Origin of the sequence: Enterovirga aerilata, from assembly GCF_013044135.1 — a bacterium.
GTDB classification, from domain to species: Bacteria; Pseudomonadota; Alphaproteobacteria; order Rhizobiales; family Beijerinckiaceae; genus Enterovirga; species Enterovirga aerilata.
Genome location: NZ_JABEPP010000001.1, coordinates 287218 through 304965, shown reverse-complemented (window position 1 = coordinate 304965; position 17748 = coordinate 287218). Strand labels below are relative to the sequence as shown.

At 70.0% G+C, this 17748-nt stretch carries 12 protein-coding genes; 8 read left to right on the top strand and 4 right to left on the bottom strand.

Features of this window, described 5'->3' with window-relative positions; genetic code table 11:
- Positions 1–258: 258 nt before the first annotated feature.
- The 6 genes from HJG44_RS01465 (at position 259) to olsB (ending at position 10854) form a co-directional block, all read left to right on the top strand.
- Positions 259–3774, top strand: coding sequence for an indolepyruvate ferredoxin oxidoreductase family protein (locus HJG44_RS01465; RefSeq protein ID WP_171216569.1), 3516 nt, complete (start codon positions 259–261; stop codon positions 3772–3774).
- A gap of 147 nt (positions 3775–3921) precedes the next feature.
- Entirely contained in the window at positions 3922–5904 is a 1983-nt protein-coding gene (locus HJG44_RS01460; protein WP_430395020.1) for an AMP-dependent synthetase/ligase, read from the top strand.
- Positions 5901–6701: an ATP-binding cassette domain-containing protein gene (locus HJG44_RS01455; RefSeq protein ID WP_171216567.1), complete on the top strand. Its 801-nt coding sequence runs from the start codon at positions 5901–5903 to the stop codon at positions 6699–6701. The genes HJG44_RS01460 and HJG44_RS01455 overlap by 4 nt, the downstream gene beginning before the upstream one ends.
- A gap of 172 nt (positions 6702–6873) precedes the next feature.
- Positions 6874–7830, top strand: a complete 957-nt coding sequence (locus HJG44_RS01450; protein WP_171216566.1) for a branched-chain amino acid ABC transporter permease — start codon at positions 6874–6876, stop codon at positions 7828–7830.
- A gap of 106 nt (positions 7831–7936) precedes the next feature.
- Positions 7937–9814 carry an ATP-binding protein gene (locus HJG44_RS01445; RefSeq protein WP_171216565.1) on the top strand — a complete coding sequence of 626 codons (1878 nt, stop codon included), beginning with the start codon at positions 7937–7939 and terminating at the stop codon, positions 9812–9814.
- A gap of 92 nt (positions 9815–9906) precedes the next feature.
- On the top strand, positions 9907–10854 hold the full coding sequence (olsB, locus tag HJG44_RS01440; protein ID WP_171216564.1) for a l-ornithine N(alpha)-acyltransferase: 948 nt from the start codon (positions 9907–9909) through the stop codon (positions 10852–10854).
- Between the two features lie 81 nt (positions 10855–10935).
- Here olsB and ubiA read toward each other — a convergent pair whose 3' ends face one another.
- Both ubiA and HJG44_RS01430 read right to left on the bottom strand, forming a co-directional pair.
- A complete protein-coding gene (gene ubiA, locus HJG44_RS01435; RefSeq protein WP_171216563.1) occupies positions 10936–11877 on the bottom strand; it encodes a 4-hydroxybenzoate octaprenyltransferase in 942 nt (313 codons plus the stop codon).
- Entirely contained in the window at positions 11867–12319 is a 453-nt protein-coding gene (locus HJG44_RS01430) for a MarR family winged helix-turn-helix transcriptional regulator (RefSeq protein ID WP_171217249.1), read from the bottom strand. Before HJG44_RS01430 ends, ubiA begins: the two co-directional genes overlap by 11 nt.
- 147 nt (positions 12320–12466) lie before the next feature.
- On the opposite strand from HJG44_RS01430, the gene HJG44_RS01425 reads away from it, so the two are divergent.
- Complete coding sequence (locus HJG44_RS01425) at positions 12467–12892, top strand: Ohr family peroxiredoxin (RefSeq protein ID WP_171217248.1); 426 nt, start codon at positions 12467–12469, stop codon at positions 12890–12892.
- Positions 12893–12910: 18 nt separating this feature from the next.
- On the opposite strand, the gene HJG44_RS01420 is transcribed toward HJG44_RS01425, so the two are convergent.
- Both HJG44_RS01420 and HJG44_RS01415 read right to left on the bottom strand, forming a co-directional pair.
- Complete coding sequence (locus HJG44_RS01420) at positions 12911–14983, bottom strand: M3 family metallopeptidase (protein WP_171216562.1); 2073 nt, start codon at positions 14981–14983, stop codon at positions 12911–12913.
- Between the two features lie 304 nt (positions 14984–15287).
- Complete coding sequence (locus tag HJG44_RS01415) at positions 15288–16523, bottom strand: amidase (RefSeq protein ID WP_171216561.1); 1236 nt, start codon at positions 16521–16523, stop codon at positions 15288–15290.
- A gap of 137 nt (positions 16524–16660) precedes the next feature.
- On the opposite strand from HJG44_RS01415, the gene HJG44_RS01410 reads away from it, so the two are divergent.
- Positions 16661–17728, top strand: a complete 1068-nt coding sequence (locus tag HJG44_RS01410; RefSeq protein ID WP_171216560.1) for an extensin-like domain-containing protein — start codon at positions 16661–16663, stop codon at positions 17726–17728.
- The last annotated feature ends 20 nt before the right edge of the window (positions 17729–17748 follow it).

Here is a 17748-nt window from a genome sequence, read left to right as displayed (position 1 = left end):
GGACCTCAGCATGAGGAGCGTGGGCGCTGGTCGCCCGCGCGAAGCGGAGCTGGACGCCTCGGGTTTGACCCCGTGACCCGGTGGGCGTGGCGAGCGCAGCGAAGCGTATCCGGGCGTCGCGACCTCCGGCCGTCTTGACCCAGCCTGCCCGTCCGCAGTTGATTGACGCTCTAAACTGCATATGTCAGCATTACTGACGTATTCGAACGAGACCGGCCGCAGCCGGCTTGAGCCCCGTGGGGCGTGGAGGACCGGGTCATGAGCCTCTCCGAGGTTGCTCTCGACTCCGTATCGCTCGACGACAAGTACGACCTCTCGAAGGAGCGGGTCTTCCTCACCGGCACGCAGGCGATCGTCCGCCTGCTGCTGATGCAGCGGGAGCGCGACCGCCGGGCCGGCCTGAACACGGCGGGCCTCGTCTCCGGCTATCGCGGCTCTCCGATCGCCGGGCTGGACCTCAACCTCTACAAGGCGAAGCGACAGCTCGAGGCCTCGCATATCGTCTTCCAGCCCGGGCTGAACGAGGAGCTCGCCGCAACCGCGCTCTGGGGCGCGCAGCAGGCGGAGATGCGCGGCGAGGGCAAGTACGACGGCGTCTTCGGCGTCTGGTACGGGAAAGGCCCCGGCGTCGACCGCACCGGCGACGTCTTCCGGCACGCGAATCAGGCCGGGACCTCCCGCCACGGCGGCGTCCTCGCCCTGATGGGCGACGACCACACGGCGGAATCCTCCACGGTCGCGCACCAGTCCGAATTCGCCTTCGTGGACGTGATGAGCCCGATCCTGAACCCGGCCGGTGTCCAGGAGATCCTCGATTACGGGCTCTACGGCTTCGCGCTGTCGCGGTTCTGCGGCACCTGGGTCGCGGTCAAGTGCGTGAAGGACAACATCGAGTCGACCGCCTCCGTCGACGGCCGCGTGGATCGCGTGAAGATCGAGATCCCGACGGACTTCGCGATGCCGCCCGGGGGACTCAACATCCGGCCGCGCGATCCCTTCCTGGAGCAGGAGGCGCGCCTCCACGACTTCAAGCGGGACGCGATGCTCGCCTTCGTGCGGGCGAACGGCCTCAATAGGACGATCCTGTCGGGCGGCCGCAACCCGAAGGTCGGCATCATCACGGTCGGCAAGAGCTATCTCGACGTCCGCGAGGCCCTGGATGAGCTCGGCCTCGACGAGGTCAAGGCCAACGACATGGGCCTGCGCCTGTTCAAGGTCGCTTGTCCCTGGCCGCTGCCGCAATCGGAGCTGATCGACTTCGCGCGCGGGCTCGATCTCGTGATCGTGGTCGAGGAGAAGCGCTCGCTGATCGAGGTCCAGGTCCGGGAGGAGCTCTACGGCACCGCCAACCAGCCCGTCGTCGTCGGCAAGAAGGACGAGCAGGGGAAGTGGCTCTTCCCCGTGAAATACGCGCTCGACACGAACGACATCGCGATCGCGATCGGCGAGCGGCTCCTGCGCTATCACCGCAACGACGACCTCGCCGGGCGCGTGGCGAAGCTCAAGGAGGCGCAGGCGCTCCTCGCCGTCACCGGCGACGTGGCCGTGCGCACGCCCGGTTTCTGCTCCGGCTGCCCGCACAACACCTCGACCCGGGTTCCCGAAGGCCACCGCGCCTATGCCGGCATCGGCTGCCACTTCATGGCGCAGTGGATGGACCGCCAGACCGAGGGCTACACCCAGATGGGCGGCGAGGGCGCGAACTGGATCGGCGAGGCGCCGTTCTCCAAGCGCGGCCACATGTTCCAGAATCTGGGGGACGGCACCTACAACCATTCCGGCTCGCTGGCCCTGCGCTGGGCCGTCGCGACCAAGACGAACATCACCTACAAGATCCTGTTCAACGACGCCGTCGCGATGACCGGCGGGCAGCCGCACGAGGGCTCGCTCACCGTCGACATGATCGCCCGGCAGGTCGCGGCCGAGGGCGTGCAGACGATCCGCCTGGTGACCGACGAGCCGGACAAGTACCCGGCCGGCGTGCGCTGGCCGGCGGGCCTCACCATCCATCACCGGGACGAGCTCGACGAGGTGCAGCGCGAGCTGGCCGAGGTCGGCGGCGTGTCGGTCCTGATCTACGACCAGACCTGCGCCTCGGAAAAGCGTCGGCGCAGGAAGCGCGGCGCCTTCCCGGACCCCGACAAGCGCGTGATCATCAACGACCTCGTCTGCGAGGGCTGCGGCGACTGCTCGGTCAAGTCGAACTGCGTCGCCGTGCAGCCGCTCGAGACCGAGTTCGGCCGCAAGCGGCGGATCGACCAGTCGAACTGCAACAAGGATTTCTCCTGCATCAAGGGCTTCTGCCCCTCCTTCGTGACGGTGCATGGCGCCAAGCCGAAGAAGATGGAGCCGGCCGCCCTCCCGGCGGCCGCGATGCCGGCGGGCGAATTGCCCGAGCCGGCCCTCCCGGCGATCGAGAAGACCTTCAACGTCCTCGTCACCGGGGTCGGCGGCACGGGCGTGATCACGGTCGGCCAGATCATGGGGATGGCCGCGCATCTGGAGGGCAAGGGACTCGGGCTCATCGACATGGCGGGCCTCGCCCAGAAAGGCGGCGCGGTCACGAGCCATCTGCGTCTCGCCAACCGGCAGGAGGACATCACCTCCATCCGGGTGACGGCCGGCATGGCCGACCTCGTGCTCGGCTGCGACCTCGTGGTGACCGGCTCGAAGAAGGTGCTCGCGGCCATGAAGCCGGGCCGCACCGGCGCGGTCGTCAACACGGCCGAGGTCATGCCGGGCGATTTCGCCCGCAATGCCGACTACTCGCTTCCGGCCGAGCGCCTGAAGCGGGCGATCGCGGCCGCGGCCGGAGCCCGCACCGAGCAAGGTCCGGGCCTCTCCTTCGTGGACGCCACGGAGGCTTCGCTGGCGCTGCTCGGCAATGCGATCGGCGCGAACATGTTCATGCTGGGCTATGCTTGGCAGACGGGGCGGGTGCCGCTGTCGCGCGCCGCGCTCCGCCGGGCGATCGAGCTCAACGGCGAGGCCGTGCAGATGAACCTCGACGCCTTCGAGTGGGGCCGCCGCGCCGCGGCCGAGCCGGAGGCCGTGCGGGCGATCGTGGCGGCCGGCAAGGCGTCCGCCGACACGACCGACCTTTCCCAGACGCTGGACGAGGCGGTCGCGCGCCGGGTCGCCTTCCTGACCGACTACCAGGACGCGGGCTACGCGAAGCGCTATCGCGACCTGGTGGAGCGGGTGCGCGCGGCCGAGGCGAAGGCCGTGCCGGGCTCGACCGCGCTCGCCGAGGCAGTCGCCCGCGCGCTGTTCAAGCTGATGGCGTACAAGGACGAGTACGAGGTCGCGCGCCTCTACACGAACGGCCATTTCGCGAAGCAGATCGCCTCCACCTTCGAGGGCGATAACCTGCGCTTCGAGTTCCATCTCGCGCCGCCGCTCCTCGCCCGGACCGACCGGCGCACCGGCGAGCCGAGGAAGATGAGCTTTGGCCCGTGGATGCTGAAGGCGTTCGGCATGCTGGCGAAGCTGAAGGGTCTGCGCGGCACGCCTTTCGACATCTTCGGCTACACGCACGAGCGGAAGGTCGAGCGCCAGCTCGTGGCCGATTACGTGAAGCTACTCGACGAGATCCTGGCCGGGCTCACGCCCGCGAACCACGCCACCGCGGTCGGGCTCGCGGCGCTGCCCGGCAAGATCCGCGGCTTCGGCCACGTGAAGGCCCGCCACCTCGCGGCAGCGAAGAAGGAGGAGGCGGAGCTCCTCGCCCGCTTCCGCTCGCCCGAGCCGACGCTGGCGCAGGCGGCGGAGTAGGTCGCCCCCCCGGCCCGTGCGACTTCCGTCGCGTTGCGGGCCGGCAATCCCCGTGCGACATAATCCGCGGCCGGGCTCATCGCCCGAGACGCGGAAGCAATCCGCGCGTGGCTATAGGTTGCTCCGCCGGAGCTGAGGGAGGTTGTGGTGGCGGCTCCAGCGCCCGGCGCCGAGGACACGTTTCCGAAGCTTCTCGTCCGCAACGCGCGCGTCCGCGGCGCGCGTCCCGCGTTCCGGCACAAGGACCTGGGGATCTGGCAGAGCTGGACCTGGGCCGAGGTGCACGACATCGTCCGCGCCTTCGCGGCCGGGCTCGACAAGCTCGGCGTGGAGCGCGGCTCGAAGATCGCGATCGTCGGCCAGAACCGGCCGCGCCTGTACTGGGCGATCGCCGCCGCGCAATGGCTCGGCGCCGTGCCGGTGCCGGTCTATGCCGATTCGGTCGCCGACGAGATGGCCTATGTGCTCGACCATGCCGAGGTGACCCTCGCGGTCGCGCAGGACCAGGAGCAGGTCGACAAGCTCCTCTCCGTCTCCGAGCGGCTGCCGAAGCTGCACCACATCCTCTACGACGAGGAGAAGGGCCTTCGGACCTACGACCACACGCGGCTGACCTCCATCGACGACGCCGTGACGGAAGGCCGGCGCCTGCTCGAGACGCTGCCGGAGCTCGTCGAGAAGCTCGACGCGTCGCTCGCGGCCGGCAAGGGCTCGGACCTCTCCATCATCCTCTACACCTCGGGCACGACGGGCCGGCCCAAGGGCGTGATGCTGACCTTCGACAACGTCAGGCTTGCGGGCGAGATCGGCTCGGCCTTCGACAAGCTCGACGAGACGGACGAGATCATCGCCTATCTGCCGATCGCCTGGGTCGGCGACCACATCTTCTCCTACGCGCAGGCCATCATCACGGGGCTCTGCGTGAACTGCCCCGAGAGCCCGGACACCGTCGTCGACGACAGGCGCGAGATCGGCACGACCTACGCCTTCGCGCCGCCGCGCGTCTTCGAGAACATGCTGACCCTGACCATGGTCCGCATGGAGGACGCCTCCGCGCCCAAGCGGCGCATGTTCCACTACTTCCTGCGCCACGCCAGGAAAGTCGGCGAGCCGATCCTCAACGGCGAGCGCGTCGGCTTGCTGGACCGGCTGATCTACGGGCTGGGCAACGCCCTGGTCTATGCGCCGCTCCGCAACCGCTTCGGCCTGTCGCGGATCAAGGTCGGCTACACGGCCGGCGAGGCGATCGGGCCGGAAATCTTCCGCTTCTACCGCTCGATCGGCGTGAACCTGAAGCAGCTCTACGGGCAGACCGAGGCCTCGGTCTACGTCACCATGCAGCCCGACGGCGAGATCCTGGCCGACACGGTCGGGCGGCCGGCGCCGGAGGTCGAGATCCGGATCGACGAGAACGGAGAGGTCCTCTACCGCTCGCCGGGCGTCTTCCAGGCCTATTACAAGGACCCGGAGAAGACGGCCGAAACCAAGACGCCGGACGGCTTCGTCCGCTCCGGCGACGCCGGCTTCTTCGATGCGCGCGGGCACCTGAAGATCATCGACCGCGCCAAGGATGTGGGCCGATTGCGCGACGGCTCGCTCTTCCCGCCGAAATATGTCGAGAACAAGCTGAAGTTCTATCCCAACATCAAGGAGGCGGTCGCCTTCGGGGACGGGCGCGACTACGTCGCCTGCTTCATCAACATCGACCTGGTGGCGGTCGGCTCATGGGCCGAGCGCAACAACGTGACCTACGCCTCCTACCAGGAGCTGGCGGCGCATCCGCGCGTCTACGACATGGTGGCCGGGCACGTGGACGAGGTGAACCGCTCGCTCGCCGCCGAGCCCCGCATGGGCGGGGCGCAGATCCGCCGCTTCCTCATCCTGCCCAAGGAGCTCGACGCCGACGACGGCGAGCTGACCAGGACCCAGAAGGTGCGCCGCGGCTTCATCGCCGAGCGCTACGCACCCTTGATCCAGGGCCTCTACGACGGCTCGAAGGAAGCCTCCATCCGCACCGAGGTCACCTTCGAGGACGGCCGCAAGGGCATCCTGGCCGGCACCGTCGCGATCCGCGACATGATCCTCCACCCCCCGGCAGAGGCCGCGCGCGAGCTGGAGAAGGCGGCGTGAGAGCCCCCGACGGACCGCTCATCGTGAAGGGCGAGGTGATCCTCTCCGTCGAGAACGTCTCCCTCGCCTTCGGGGGCGTGAAGGCGCTGACCGACGTCTCCTTCGACATCCAGAAGGGGGAGATCCGCGCCATCATCGGCCCGAACGGCGCCGGCAAGACCTCGATGCTGAACTGCATCAACGGCTTCTACCATCCGACGGAGGGCTGCATCACCTTCAAGGGCGCCCGGCGGCAGCGCATGCGCCCGTCCGCGGCGGCGCGCGGCGGCATCGCCCGCACCTTCCAGAACGTGGCTCTGTTCAAGGGCATGACGACGCTCGACAACATCATGACCGGGCGTTCGCTCAGGATGCACAGGGGCTTCCTCTGGCAGGCGCTCCGCTTCGGCCCGGCCATGGCCGAGGAGGTGGAGCACCGCCGCGTGGTCGAGGAGATCATCGACTTCCTGGAGATCCAGGCGATCCGGAAGGTGCCGGTCGGCAAGCTTCCCTACGGCCTGCAGAAGCGCGTCGAACTCGGCCGCGCCCTGGCCATGGAGCCGGAGGTGCTGCTGCTCGACGAGCCGATGGCCGGCATGAACCTCGAGGAGAAGGAGGACATGTGCCGCTTCATCCTCGACGTGAACGCCCAGTTCGGCACCACCATCGCGCTGATCGAGCACGACATGGGCGTCGTGATGGAGCTGTCCGACCGCGTGGTCGTCCTGGAATACGGCCGCAAGATCGCGGACGGCGTCCCGGCCGAGGTCAAGCGCGACCAGAAGGTCATCGACGCGTATCTGGGAGTGGCGCATTGATCACGGAGCGCGCCCGCCTCTCCCCTTGCGGGAGAGGCCGAGCAGGCCGCGGCAGCGGCCGTCCGGGTGAGGGGTCGGATCCTGCTCGAGGAAGATCGTCCCCTCACCCGGTCGCGTGCTACCGCACGCGACTCGACCTCTCCCGCAAGGGGAGAGGTGGGATCGCGGCCTGATGGACCTCCTGTACCGCATCTTCATCGACCCATTCGTCCAGATGGGCGGGGCGCCGGACCTGCTCGTCCAGACGATCTGGGAAGGGCTCGTATCGGGCGTTCTCTACGCGCTGATCGCCCTCGGCTTCGTGCTGATCTTCAAGGCCTCGGGCGTGTTCAACTTCGCCCAGGGCATCATGGTCGTGTTCTCGGCCCTGACCCTCGTCGGCCTCGCCGAGAAGGGCGTGCCGGCCTTCCTCGCGCTCGCCATCACGATCGGCGTCATGTTCGTGCTTGCGGTCGCGATCGAACGCGTCGTGCTGCGCCCGCTCGTGAACCAGCCCGACATCATCCTGTTCATGGCGACCTTCGGGCTGACCTATCTCCTCATCGGGCTCGGCGAGATCATCTTCGGCGGCAATCCGCGCCGCATGATCACCGAGCAGCTCTACCTGCCGAGCGGCGCGATCGACCTGCCCATCCTCGGCGGCCTCGTCTCGCTGCAGAAGATCGACATCGCGGCCGCGATCATCGCCTCCCTCGCGGTCGCGACGCTCGCGGTCTTCTTCCAGAAGACCAGAATCGGCCGCGCGCTGCGCGCGGTGGCGGACAGCCACAAGGCCGCGCTCTCGGTCGGCATCTCGCTGAACCAGATCTGGGTCGTGGTCTGGTTCACGGCCGGCATCGTCGCGCTCGCCACCGGCATCATGTGGGGCGCCCGCTCGGAGGTCTCCTTCGCGCTCCAGGTCATCGCGCTGAAGGCGCTGCCGGTGCTGATCCTCGGCGGCCTGACCTCGATCCCGGGCGCGATCGTCGGCGGCCTGATCATCGGCATCGGCGAGAAGCTCGGGGAGTTCTACTGGGGGCCGCTCATCGGGGGCGGGATCGAGACCTGGCTGGCCTATTTCATCGCGCTCGCGGTGCTGATGATCCGGCCCCAGGGCCTGTTCGGCGAGAAGATCATCGAGCGGATCTGAGACGTGGCGGGAGCAGGCCCGTTAGGCTTGTCGTAAGCATCTTCCTCAACGGCCCGTGAGAAGCGGAGACGCTAGGCTCGCCCCGAATCCGGGGTGATCTCTGCGCATGTCCGCCGAGCCGAAAGGCCAAATCCTCGACGCCCTGCCCGATCCCGTCGTGCAGCGCGGGGCCGACGGCCGCATCGTCCTGGCGAACGCGGCCTACCGGCGGCTGCTCGGCGACCCGGCGGCCGAGCCCGAGATCGTCGAGCGGCGCGAGCCGGAAACCCTGCCGGACGGCACGCGGCGTGTCGACGAGGCGATCAGGACGGAGAGCGGCGTCCGCTGGTTCAGCTGGACCGAACGGGAGCTTGCGCAGCCGGACGGGACGGTCGCGCTCCTCAGGAGCGGGCGCGAGATCACCGATAGGATCGAGAGCGAGCGGGCGCTGGAGGAGGCGCGGGCGCGGGCGGAAGCCGCGAGCGAGGCGAAGTCCCGCTTCCTGGCGACGGTTAGCCACGAGTTCCGGACGCCGCTCAACGGCATCCTGGGCATGTCCGACCTGCTCCTGGACACGCGGCTGGCGCCCGAGCAGCTCACCTATGTCCAGGCGCTGCGCGGCTCGGCCGAAGCCTTCCTGTCGCTGATCGAGGAGATCCTCGACTTCTCCCGGATCGAGGCCGGCCGCATCGATCTCGTCTGCGAGCCGTTCGAGCTGGAGAGCCTGGTCCAGGGCGTCGTCGAACTCCTGGCGCCGCGCGCGCAGGACAAGGGCACCGAGATCGCCTGCTTCGTGGCCGCCGACGTACCGAGGGTCGTCAACTCGGACCGGGACCGGCTGCGGCAGGTGCTGTTCAACCTCGCCGGCAACGCGGTCAAGTTCACCGGGAGCGGAGGGGTCTGCATCTCGGTCGAGCGCGGAGGGGGCGAGGAGATCGTCCTGGCCGTCGAGGACACGGGCCCCGGGATTCCGGCCGACCGGATCGGCGCGATCTTCGAGGAGTTCGAGCAGGGCGGACTGAAGGCGGCCCGCAGCGTCGGCACGGGGCTCGGGCTCGCGATCACGCGCCGAATCGTCGAGCGGATGGGCGGGCGCATCGAGGTGGAGAGCACCGTCGGGCAGGGCTCGATCTTCCGGGTCCGGCTGCCCCTCCGGGCCGCGGCCGCCGGCGGACAGGCGCAGCCGGACCGGCTCGACCTGCGCGTGCTGCTCGTCGGCGCCTCGCCCTTCGAGCCGCGCTGCCTGGAGCGGCGGCTCGCCGAGGCGGGGGCCGAGACGGCGCGCGCGCTGGACGCCGCGAGCGCCGGCGAGATCATGCGGGCCGCGCGCTTCGACGTGCTGATCGCCGATGTCGCCCTCGGCGAGACGGACATCCGGCAGCTCGCCCGGGCGGCGCAGGACGGCGGCATCCGCCGGAAGATCGTGCTCCTTTCGCCCTTCGAGCGGCGCGATCTCGAATCGCCGCACGCCGCAGGCTACGACGCCTATCTCGTGAAACCCGTGCGGGCCCGCTCGCTCTTCGAGCGCCTCCGTCCGGAGGCGCCCCCGGTGCGATTCGCCGATATTCCGCCGCCGGCCGCGCCGGCGCCGGCCGTTTCCGGCCCGCTCCGAATTCTGCTCGCGGAGGACAACGAGATCAACGCGCTCGTCGCGATGAAGAGCCTCCAGAAGCTCGACACCCTGGTGGATTGGGCGAAGGACGGCCTGCAGGCCTTGGCCTATGCGGAGGAGGCGCTCTCGGGCGCCCGCCCCCCCTACGACGTGATCCTCATGGACCTGCGCATGCCGGGGCTCGACGGCGCGGAGGCCACGCGCCGCATTCGCGAGATCGAGGCCGCGACCGGCCGGGACGAACGCCTGCGCATCGTGGCGCTCACGGCCAGCATGGTCGGGGAGCGCGAGCGCTACAGCGAGACCGCCGGCTTCGACGGTTTCCTCCTGAAACCCTTCGGCTTCGAGGCGCTGGCGGAGGCCGTCCGGCCCCACCGAAGCGCCGCCGCTTGATCGCCCCGCCGCCCGTCGCAAATTCGTCAGAGGGCCGTGATGTAAGGCCGCAGCAATCGGCGCCGCATGCCGATTTGCCGGAGCTACCCCGCATGTCCAGCCAGTCGCAGTTCGACCGTGATGTCCCACGGCCGGCACCGACTCTGCCCGGCCTGCCCTTCGTGCCCGCGATGCTGCGCGGGACGGCCTCCCGCTTCCTGCCCGGGTTTGGCCTACCGATCGCACTGCCGGAGAGCTTCGGGCGGCTCGGGTCCCTGGAGGTCCGGCTCGCCGCGGGACCGCAGGAGATCAAGCGCGCGCAGCGCCTGCGCTACAAGGTGTTCTACGAGGAGATGTCGGCCGTGCCGGTCGGCCTGGCCGCCCTGAAGCGGCGCGACATCGACGCCTACGATGCGATCTGCGACCACCTGCTCGTCCTCGACCATGCCGTGAAGCGGAAGCCGTTCCGGGCGCCGAAGCCGAAGGTCGTCGGCACCTACCGGCTGCTGCGGGGCGACGTGGCGGAGGCGCATTCCGGCTTCTACACGGCCGGCGAATTCGACATTGCCCCGCTCCTGGACAGGCATCGGGGCAGGAACCTGCTCGAGCTCGGCCGCTCCTGCGTGCTGCGGCCCTACCGCAACAAGAAGACCGTCGAGCTGCTCTGGGCCGGGATCTGGGCCTATGTGCAGCGCCACAGCATCGACGCGATGATCGGCTGCGCGAGCCTCGAAGGAACCGATCCCGACAGGCTCGCCGTGCCTTTGAGCTTCCTGCACCATTTCGCCAGGGCCGAGCCCGAATGGAGCGCACGCCCGCGTCCCGGGCGCCTGGTCCGCATGGATAGGATCGCGGCCGAGGCGATCGACAGGAAGGCGGCGCTCCTCAGCCTGCCGCCGCTGGTGAAGGCCTATCTCCGGGTCGGGGCGAAGTTCGGCGAGGGCGCCGCCATCGACAGGCAGTTCGGCACGACGGACGTGTTCGTCGCCCTCCCCGTCGAGGCCATCAGCGGCCGCTACATCAACTATTTCGGCCCGACCGCGAACCGTTACGCCGCCTGAGCCGGCTCGCGGCCGGATCTCGGCCGCCCTGCGCCGAAGGCGACGCCGTCCCCGGCCCGGCATCAGCGAGCGGCTTGCCGCTCACCCCCTCATCGCCGCATCGGCCAGCAATCCCAGGAACAGCAGCGCGCCGGCATCCCGATTCGACCTGAACAGGCGGAGGCAGAGGGGCGGGTCGCCGGGATCGAGCCGCACCACCTGCTGGGCGAGATGAGCCGCGAAGGCCGCAAGGCCGAGATAGCCCGGCCAGGAGGCGCCCGCGGACCAGAGGGCGAGCCCGATCAGCAGCACCGCCGCGCCATAGAGCCCCGCGATGATGGCACGGCTCCAGCGGCCGAAGGTGCGCGAGGTGGACTGCACGCCGATGATGGCGTCGTCGCGCTGGTCCTGGTGCCCGTACACCGTGTCGTAGCCGATGCACCAGCAATAGGCGCCCCAGTACATGAGGACCGGCGCCGCCGCGAGCGCGCCGAAGACCGCGGCCCAGCCCATCAGCGCGCCCCAGGCGAAGCAGAGCCCGAAGACGGCCTGCGGCAGCGCGAAGAAGCGCTTCATCAGCGGATAGACCGCGACCGGCACGAGCGAGAGGCAGCCGAGCGCGATCGAGAACGCGTTGAACTGGAGCAGGACCAGCAGCCCGATCAGCGACTGGACGATCGCGAAGGCGAGCGCCGCCTTGACTCCGATCTGCCCCGAGGCGAGCGGGCGCAGCTTCGTCCGCTCGACGCGAGCATCGATGTTGCGGTCGAGGATGTCGTTCCAGGTCGTGCCCGCGCCCCGCATGACGAAGGCTCCGACATAGAAGAGCGCCAGATGGGCCGGCAGCTGCTCGAGGCGGCCGGAGGCCTGGGCGGCGAGCGCCGCCGACCACCAGCAGGGCCACATGAGGAGCCAGGACCCGATCGGCCGGTCGTAGCGCCCGAGCCTGAGCCACGGCTTCCAGCCGTCCGGAGCCAGGTTGTCGACCGGGTTCCAGCGCGGCGCATCCGCGACCCGGTCCATCCTCAGCTGGTCATGCGCCATCGCCGTCCCCGTCCATCTCCGATCCGGCGGTGGCGCGCAGCGTCCGCCCAAGTTCCCGGATGCGGCCCGTCAGCTCCCGCAGCTCCGCGGCCGGCATCCCGACCGCGCAGCCGATCGCGGCCGGCACATCCGCGAGCTCCGCCTCGAGCGCCCTACCCCTGCCGGTCAGCCGGATCCTCACCTGGCGCTCGTCCTCCCGGTCGCGCTCGCGCCGGATATGGCCGGCGCTCTCCAGCCGCCGCAAGAGCGGCGTGAGAGTTCCGGAATCGAGAAAGAGCGGCGCGCCGAGCTCGCTCACGGTCTGCCCGTCATCCGCCCAGAGCAGGAGCAGGACAAGGTACTGCGGATAGGTGAGGCCGTGGCGCGCCAGAAGCGGCCGATAGGCGCGGTTGAAGGCATGCGCCGCCGAGTAGACGGCAAAGCACAGCATGTCGACCGGCATGGGTCGGTTCGGCGCAGGCACCGGATGCTCCCGAGTTCGTGATCGGATTCTCGCGCGGAAATCGATTGCGCGCAATCGGAATGTCGATTAGATGTATTGCGCGCAATTTAATTAGGGTCGAGCGGCCCCGCACGGGAGAGTGTCATGGTGAAGGTTCTCTACACGGCACATGGCCACGCGACGGGCGGCGGCCGCGAGGGTTCGGCCCAGACGGACGACAAGGTCCTCGACCTGAAGCTCACGACCCCGAAGGCGCTCGGTGGTGCCGGCAATCCGGGCACGAATCCCGAGCAGCTCTTCGCGGTCGGCTATTCGGCCTGCTTCCTCGGCGCGATGCGCTTCGTCGGCAACCGCGACAAGATCCCGGTTCCGGCCGACGCGAAGGTCGAGGCCGCGGTCGGGATCGGTCCGCGCGACGACGGAGAGGGTTTCGGCATCACGGTCGCGCTCACGGTGACGCTGCCGGGGCTCGATCGCGACCGGGCCGAGGACCTCGTGCGGCGGGCGGATATCGTCTGCCCCTACTCCCACGCGACCAGGGGCAACATCCAGAAGACGCTCACGGTCGCGTAGGCGCTCGCGGGGGCGGAGCTACATCTCCGCCTCGCTCGCCACCGCGAGCAGCCCGCGCTGGCGCATCAGGGCCTCGGGCGAGGGCAGCCGGCCGCGGAAGGCCCGGTAGGCCTCCGCGGGATCGCGCAGGTCGCCCGCCGAATAGACGTAGCGCCGCAGGCGGCCGGCCGTCGCGGGATCGAAGATGTCGCCGGCCTCCTCGAAGGCGGCGAAGCCGTCCGCGTCGAGGGTCTCCGACCAGAGATAGCTGTAATAGGCGGCCGAATAGCCCTCGCCCGAGAAGACGTGCCCGAAATGCGGGGTCCGGTGCCGCATCGCGATCGGCTCCGGCATGCCGAGGCTCTCCAGCGTCGCCCGCTCGAACGCGACGACGTCGAGGTTGTGCGCCGAGGGCAGGAGATGCAGCTCCATGTCGACGAGCGCGGAGGCGGTATACTCGACGGTCGCGAAGCCCTGGTTGAACTGGCGCGAGGCGAGAACGCGCTCGATCAGGCTGTCCGGCATCGGCTCGCCCGTGCGGTAATGGCGGGCGTAGCGCCGCAGCACGGCGGGCTGCTCCAGCCAATGCTCGTAGAGCTGGGACGGGAACTCGACGAAATCGCGCGGGACGGCGGTGCCCGCGAGCGACGGATAGGTCACGTCGGAGAGAAGGCCGTGCAGCCCGTGGCCGAATTCGTGGAACAGGGTGCGGGCGTCGTCGAAGGACAGGAGCGCCGGCTCCTCGCCGGCGCTCTTCGAGAAATTCATCACGTTGACGATGATCGGCCGGACCTCGCCGTCGAGCTTCCACTGCGTGCGGAACGCGCTCATCCAGGCGCCGGAGCGCTTGGACGGCCGGGCGAAATAGTCGCCGAGGAACAGCCCGACATGCCGGCCCTCGCGGTCCGTCACCTCGAAGGCGCGCACGTCCGGGTGATATGTCGGGACGTCCCGGCGCTCGGTGAAGTTCAGGCCGAACAGCCGGCCGGCGCAGTCGAAGGCCGCCTCGATCACGCGGTCGAGCTGGAGATAGGGCTTCACGCCCTCCGCATCGAGCGCGAAGCGCTCCTTGCGCAAACGCTCGGCATAGTAGCGCCAGTCCCAGGGCGCGATGCGGAATCCGCCACCCTCGGCATCGGCGAGCTTCTGCAGGTCGGCCGCCTCGCGCAGCGCGAGCGCGCGCGCCGGTCCCCACACGGAGCGCAGGAGCTCGAGCGCCCGCTCCGGCGTGCCGGCCATCGTGTCGTCGAGCCGGAAATGGGCGAAGCTCGCATAGCCGAGAAGGCGCGCCCGCTCGGCCCGCAACTCCACCATCTCGGCGATGATCGCGCGGTTGTCCGTCTCTCCGCCGCCCTCCCCGCGCGCGATCCAGGCGCGGAACGCCTTCTCCCGCAGGTCGCGACGCGCGCAGTACTGGAGAAAGGGCTCGATCGAGGAGCGCGAGAGCGTGATGACGTGGCCGTCGAGCCCGCGCTCGGCCGCGGCCTCCCGCGCCGCCGCGACCATGAAGTCGGGGAGGCCGGCGAGGTCCTCCTCGGTTTCGAGCCGGAGCGTATAGGCCTGCTCGTCCGCAAGCACGTTCTGGCCGAAGCGGGTGCCGAGCACGGCGAGCCGCTCCCCGATCTCGGCGAGCCGCGCCCGCACCTCGGCAGGACGCCCCGCCCCCTGGCGGACGAAGAGCTTGTGCCACTTGTCGAGGAGCCGGACTTCCTCCTCGCCGAGCCCGAGTTCGTCCCGGCGCCCCTTCAGCAGGTCGATGCGGCGGAACAGCGCGTCGTTGAGGTAGATCGAGCTGTTGTGCTTGGCGAGTACGGGCGCGATGTCCCGCTCGATCGCCTTCAGGGTGTCGTCGGTATCCGCGCCCGTCAGGTTGAAGAAGGTGGCGGAGACCCGGTTCAGCAGCCGCCCGCTCCGTTCGAGAGCCACGATGGTGTTCTCGAAGCTGGGCTCGGCCGGGTCGTTCGTGATGAGGTCGACCTCGCGCCGATCCTCCGCGATGGCGTGGTCGAAGGCGTCTCGGAAGCTCGCCCGGTCGATCAGGTCGAAGGGCGGGGCCCCGAAAGGCGTCGCCCAGGGCCCGATCAGCACGTTGTCAGGTCGATGTCCGGTCACGGAGGCCTCGCGAAATGGCCTCCGCTTGGCATGATCCCGACCGGCCCGGCAACCGGCCGGGCGCCGGCATCCGGTCGGGACGAGCTCGGATCAGAACACTCCGAGCACGATGGCTCCCAGTAGCCCGAGCGCGGCGCAGGCTGCCGCCGCCTGCATTCGGCCCCACCAATGCGATCTCAGCAGAACGTCCATGGCTAGCCCCCTCGCCTGACGCCGTATTGAACGCGAGGCTAACAGCCCGGGTTTCACGGCGCCAGCGGCTTTCGATGCTGCGGCGCAGGGTCCGACCGTGCTGCGGCGCGTTTCAGGAGGCAGCCTGTGCCCTCTCCAGGAGATGCGCGAGGGCGAGCGCGACCCCGTCGCGGGCGAAGGGCGCGATCACCTGCACGCCGACGGGCAGCCCGCCCTCCCGGACGAGCCCGGGGACATTGACGCAGGGGGTCCCGAGCAGGGTCCAGAGCCGGTTGTAGCGGGAGTCGCCGGTCGAGCCGTAACCTTCGGGGGCCGGACCGGGAGCCGCGTAGGTGACGACGGCGTCGAGTTCGGCGAACAGCTCCCTGGCGTCCCGGCGGGCACGGTTCGCAAGCCGCCGCGCATCGTCATAGGCCGCTGCCGGAATGGCCTGCGCCTTGTCGAGCGCCTCGCCGAGCAGCGGCGCGATCTCGGCCCGGTGGTGGTCGTATTCCCAGGCGAGCGCGTGCTTCGCCTCGAAATCCTGGATGGTCCCGTGCGCCGCCCAGGCGGCCGCGAAGGAGGAAGGGGGCTTCACGTCCCAGATCTCGGCCCCGCTTCGCGAGAGGAGGAGGGCGGCCCGTTCCAACGCCGCGGCCGCGGCGGGCTCGGGCTCGCCCGCGAAATCCTGCGTGACGACGCCGATCCGCGGCCTCGCGGGCGGATCGAGCGGCATCGGCCGGCCGCTCACGAGTTCGAGCGCCAAGGCGAGGTCGGCCGTGCCGGCCGCGAACAGCCCCACCGTATCGAGCGTCCAGGCGAAGCACTTCACCCCGACCGTCGGCAGGAGGCGGAAGGACGGCTTGATGGCGGCCGCGCCGCAATAGGCGGCCGGGCGGATGACCGAGCCGCCGGTCTGGGTGCCGACGGCGAGCGGGACCATGCCGGCCCCGACCGCGGCCGCGGAGCCCGCGGAGGAGCCGCCCGGCGTGTGCGAGAGCCCGTGCGGGTTGCGCGTCCGGGTCGGGTCGACGGACGCGAAGGCGGTCGTCGTCGTCTTGCCGATCACCGTCGCGCCGGCGCGCTTCAGCGCGGAGACGACGGGCGCGTCCGCTTTCGGCCGCCATCCGGCATAGATCGGCGAGCCCATCTCGGTCGGCATGCCGGCCGTGTCGATGATGTCCTTCACGCCCACCGCGATCCCGTTGAGCGGGCCTCGTCCGGATGGGCGCGCATCCCGGTCGAGATGCGCGAAGGCGCCGATCTCGCCCTCGCGCATCGCGATCGCCTCCAGGGTCAGCCGGAAGGCGCTCTCTGGCGTGAGCGCGCCCGATCCGATTCGGGCAAGGAGATCGACGAGGGACAGCATGGGAGGCCGCAGGCGGAGGGGCGAACGGCTTATCCCATGGCGGCAAGGTGGCGCCAGATGACGCTGCCCCGATTCGGGCCAGCGCCCCGCCGCAGCCGTTGAAGCGCCCTTAACCGCGCCCGCCGCATTTGATCGGAATGCGTCGTGGCTACGTTGCGTTTCTGGCCCTGACGCTCGTCGGCGTTGCGCTCGTGGGCTGTGGGCGCTTCGGCTTCGAGCAGCGTGAAGCCTGGCGGACCCAGGCCGAGGAAGCATGCCTTGCGGCGAAGCTCGTCACGCCCACGGCCTATATGTCGCGCGCATCCGAGATCGACGGGCCGGGCGCCTGCGGCATCTCGTACCCGTTCAAGGTCGCCGCGCTGGCCGACGGCACGGTCGGCCTCTCCAACCGGCTGACGCTCGGCTGTCCCATCATCCCCGAGATCGACGCCTGGCTGAACGGCACGGTGCAGCCCGCGGCCGAGCTCTATTTCGGCACGAGCGTCGCCGAGATCCGGGCCGGCTCCTATTCCTGCCGCGGCCGCAACAACCGCGTCGGCGCCAAGCTCTCCGAGCATGCCTTCGGCAACGCGGTCGACATCATGTCCTTCAAGCTCGCCGACGGCCGCACGATCAGCGTGGAGAAGGGCTGGAAAGGCGCGCCGGACGAGCAGGACTTCCTCCGCGAGGCCTTCGTGGGCGCATGCCGCCATTTCACGACGGTGCTGGCCCCCGGCTCCGACATCTACCACTACAACCACTTCCACCTGGACCTCGCCCGGCACGATCCGCGCGGCAGACGGCGCGTCTGCAAGCCGATGATCAAGTTCGAGCCCCGGCTCGATCCCGACCGCGCAGCCGACGTCCCGGTCGCCCGGCCCAGGCCCGCGGTCCGGCCGCTGCCGCAACCGGCCGAGCCGCTGGAGATCGAGGACGAGGGCGAGGATCCTTACGCGGTCTCGGAGGCCTTGCCGCGCCATGGCCCCGGCCCGCAGAGCCGGGCCGCCGCCTCGCCGCCGCCCCCCGCCAGCCGCGCGGCAGCCTACGAGATGGCAGCGCCGAGCCGCGCCGCCGCGGCGCCGCGCCAGGACGGTCCGGCCTACAGGGGCCCCGCTCCAGCCCCGCATCGCGATCCCTACGCTCCGCCGGCCGGAGCGCCGGGCCGGCCCGCCGGGGCACCCCTGGTGCTCCAGCCCCAGCTTCACCGCGGCACCGCGATCTACTGAGGCGAGTGTTGCGGCCCGGC

Coding starts and splice junctions, on each gene's coding strand:
- HJG44_RS01415 (WP_171216561.1), bottom strand. CDS start 16,523: ATGCTGTCCCTCGTCGATCTCCTTGCCCGAATCGGATCGGGCGCGCTC.
- HJG44_RS01410 (WP_171216560.1), top strand. CDS start 16,661: ATGCGTCGTGGCTACGTTGCGTTTCTGGCCCTGACGCTCGTCGGCGTT.
- HJG44_RS01430 (WP_171217249.1), bottom strand. CDS start 12,319: ATGCCGGTCGACATGCTGTGCTTTGCCGTCTACTCGGCGGCGCATGCC.
- olsB (WP_171216564.1), top strand. CDS start 9,907: ATGTCCAGCCAGTCGCAGTTCGACCGTGATGTCCCACGGCCGGCACCG.
- HJG44_RS01445 (WP_171216565.1), top strand. CDS start 7,937: ATGTCCGCCGAGCCGAAAGGCCAAATCCTCGACGCCCTGCCCGATCCC.
- HJG44_RS01450 (WP_171216566.1), top strand. CDS start 6,874: ATGGACCTCCTGTACCGCATCTTCATCGACCCATTCGTCCAGATGGGC.
- ubiA (WP_171216563.1), bottom strand. CDS start 11,877: ATGGCGCATGACCAGCTGAGGATGGACCGGGTCGCGGATGCGCCGCGC.
- HJG44_RS01465 (WP_171216569.1), top strand. CDS start 259: ATGAGCCTCTCCGAGGTTGCTCTCGACTCCGTATCGCTCGACGACAAG.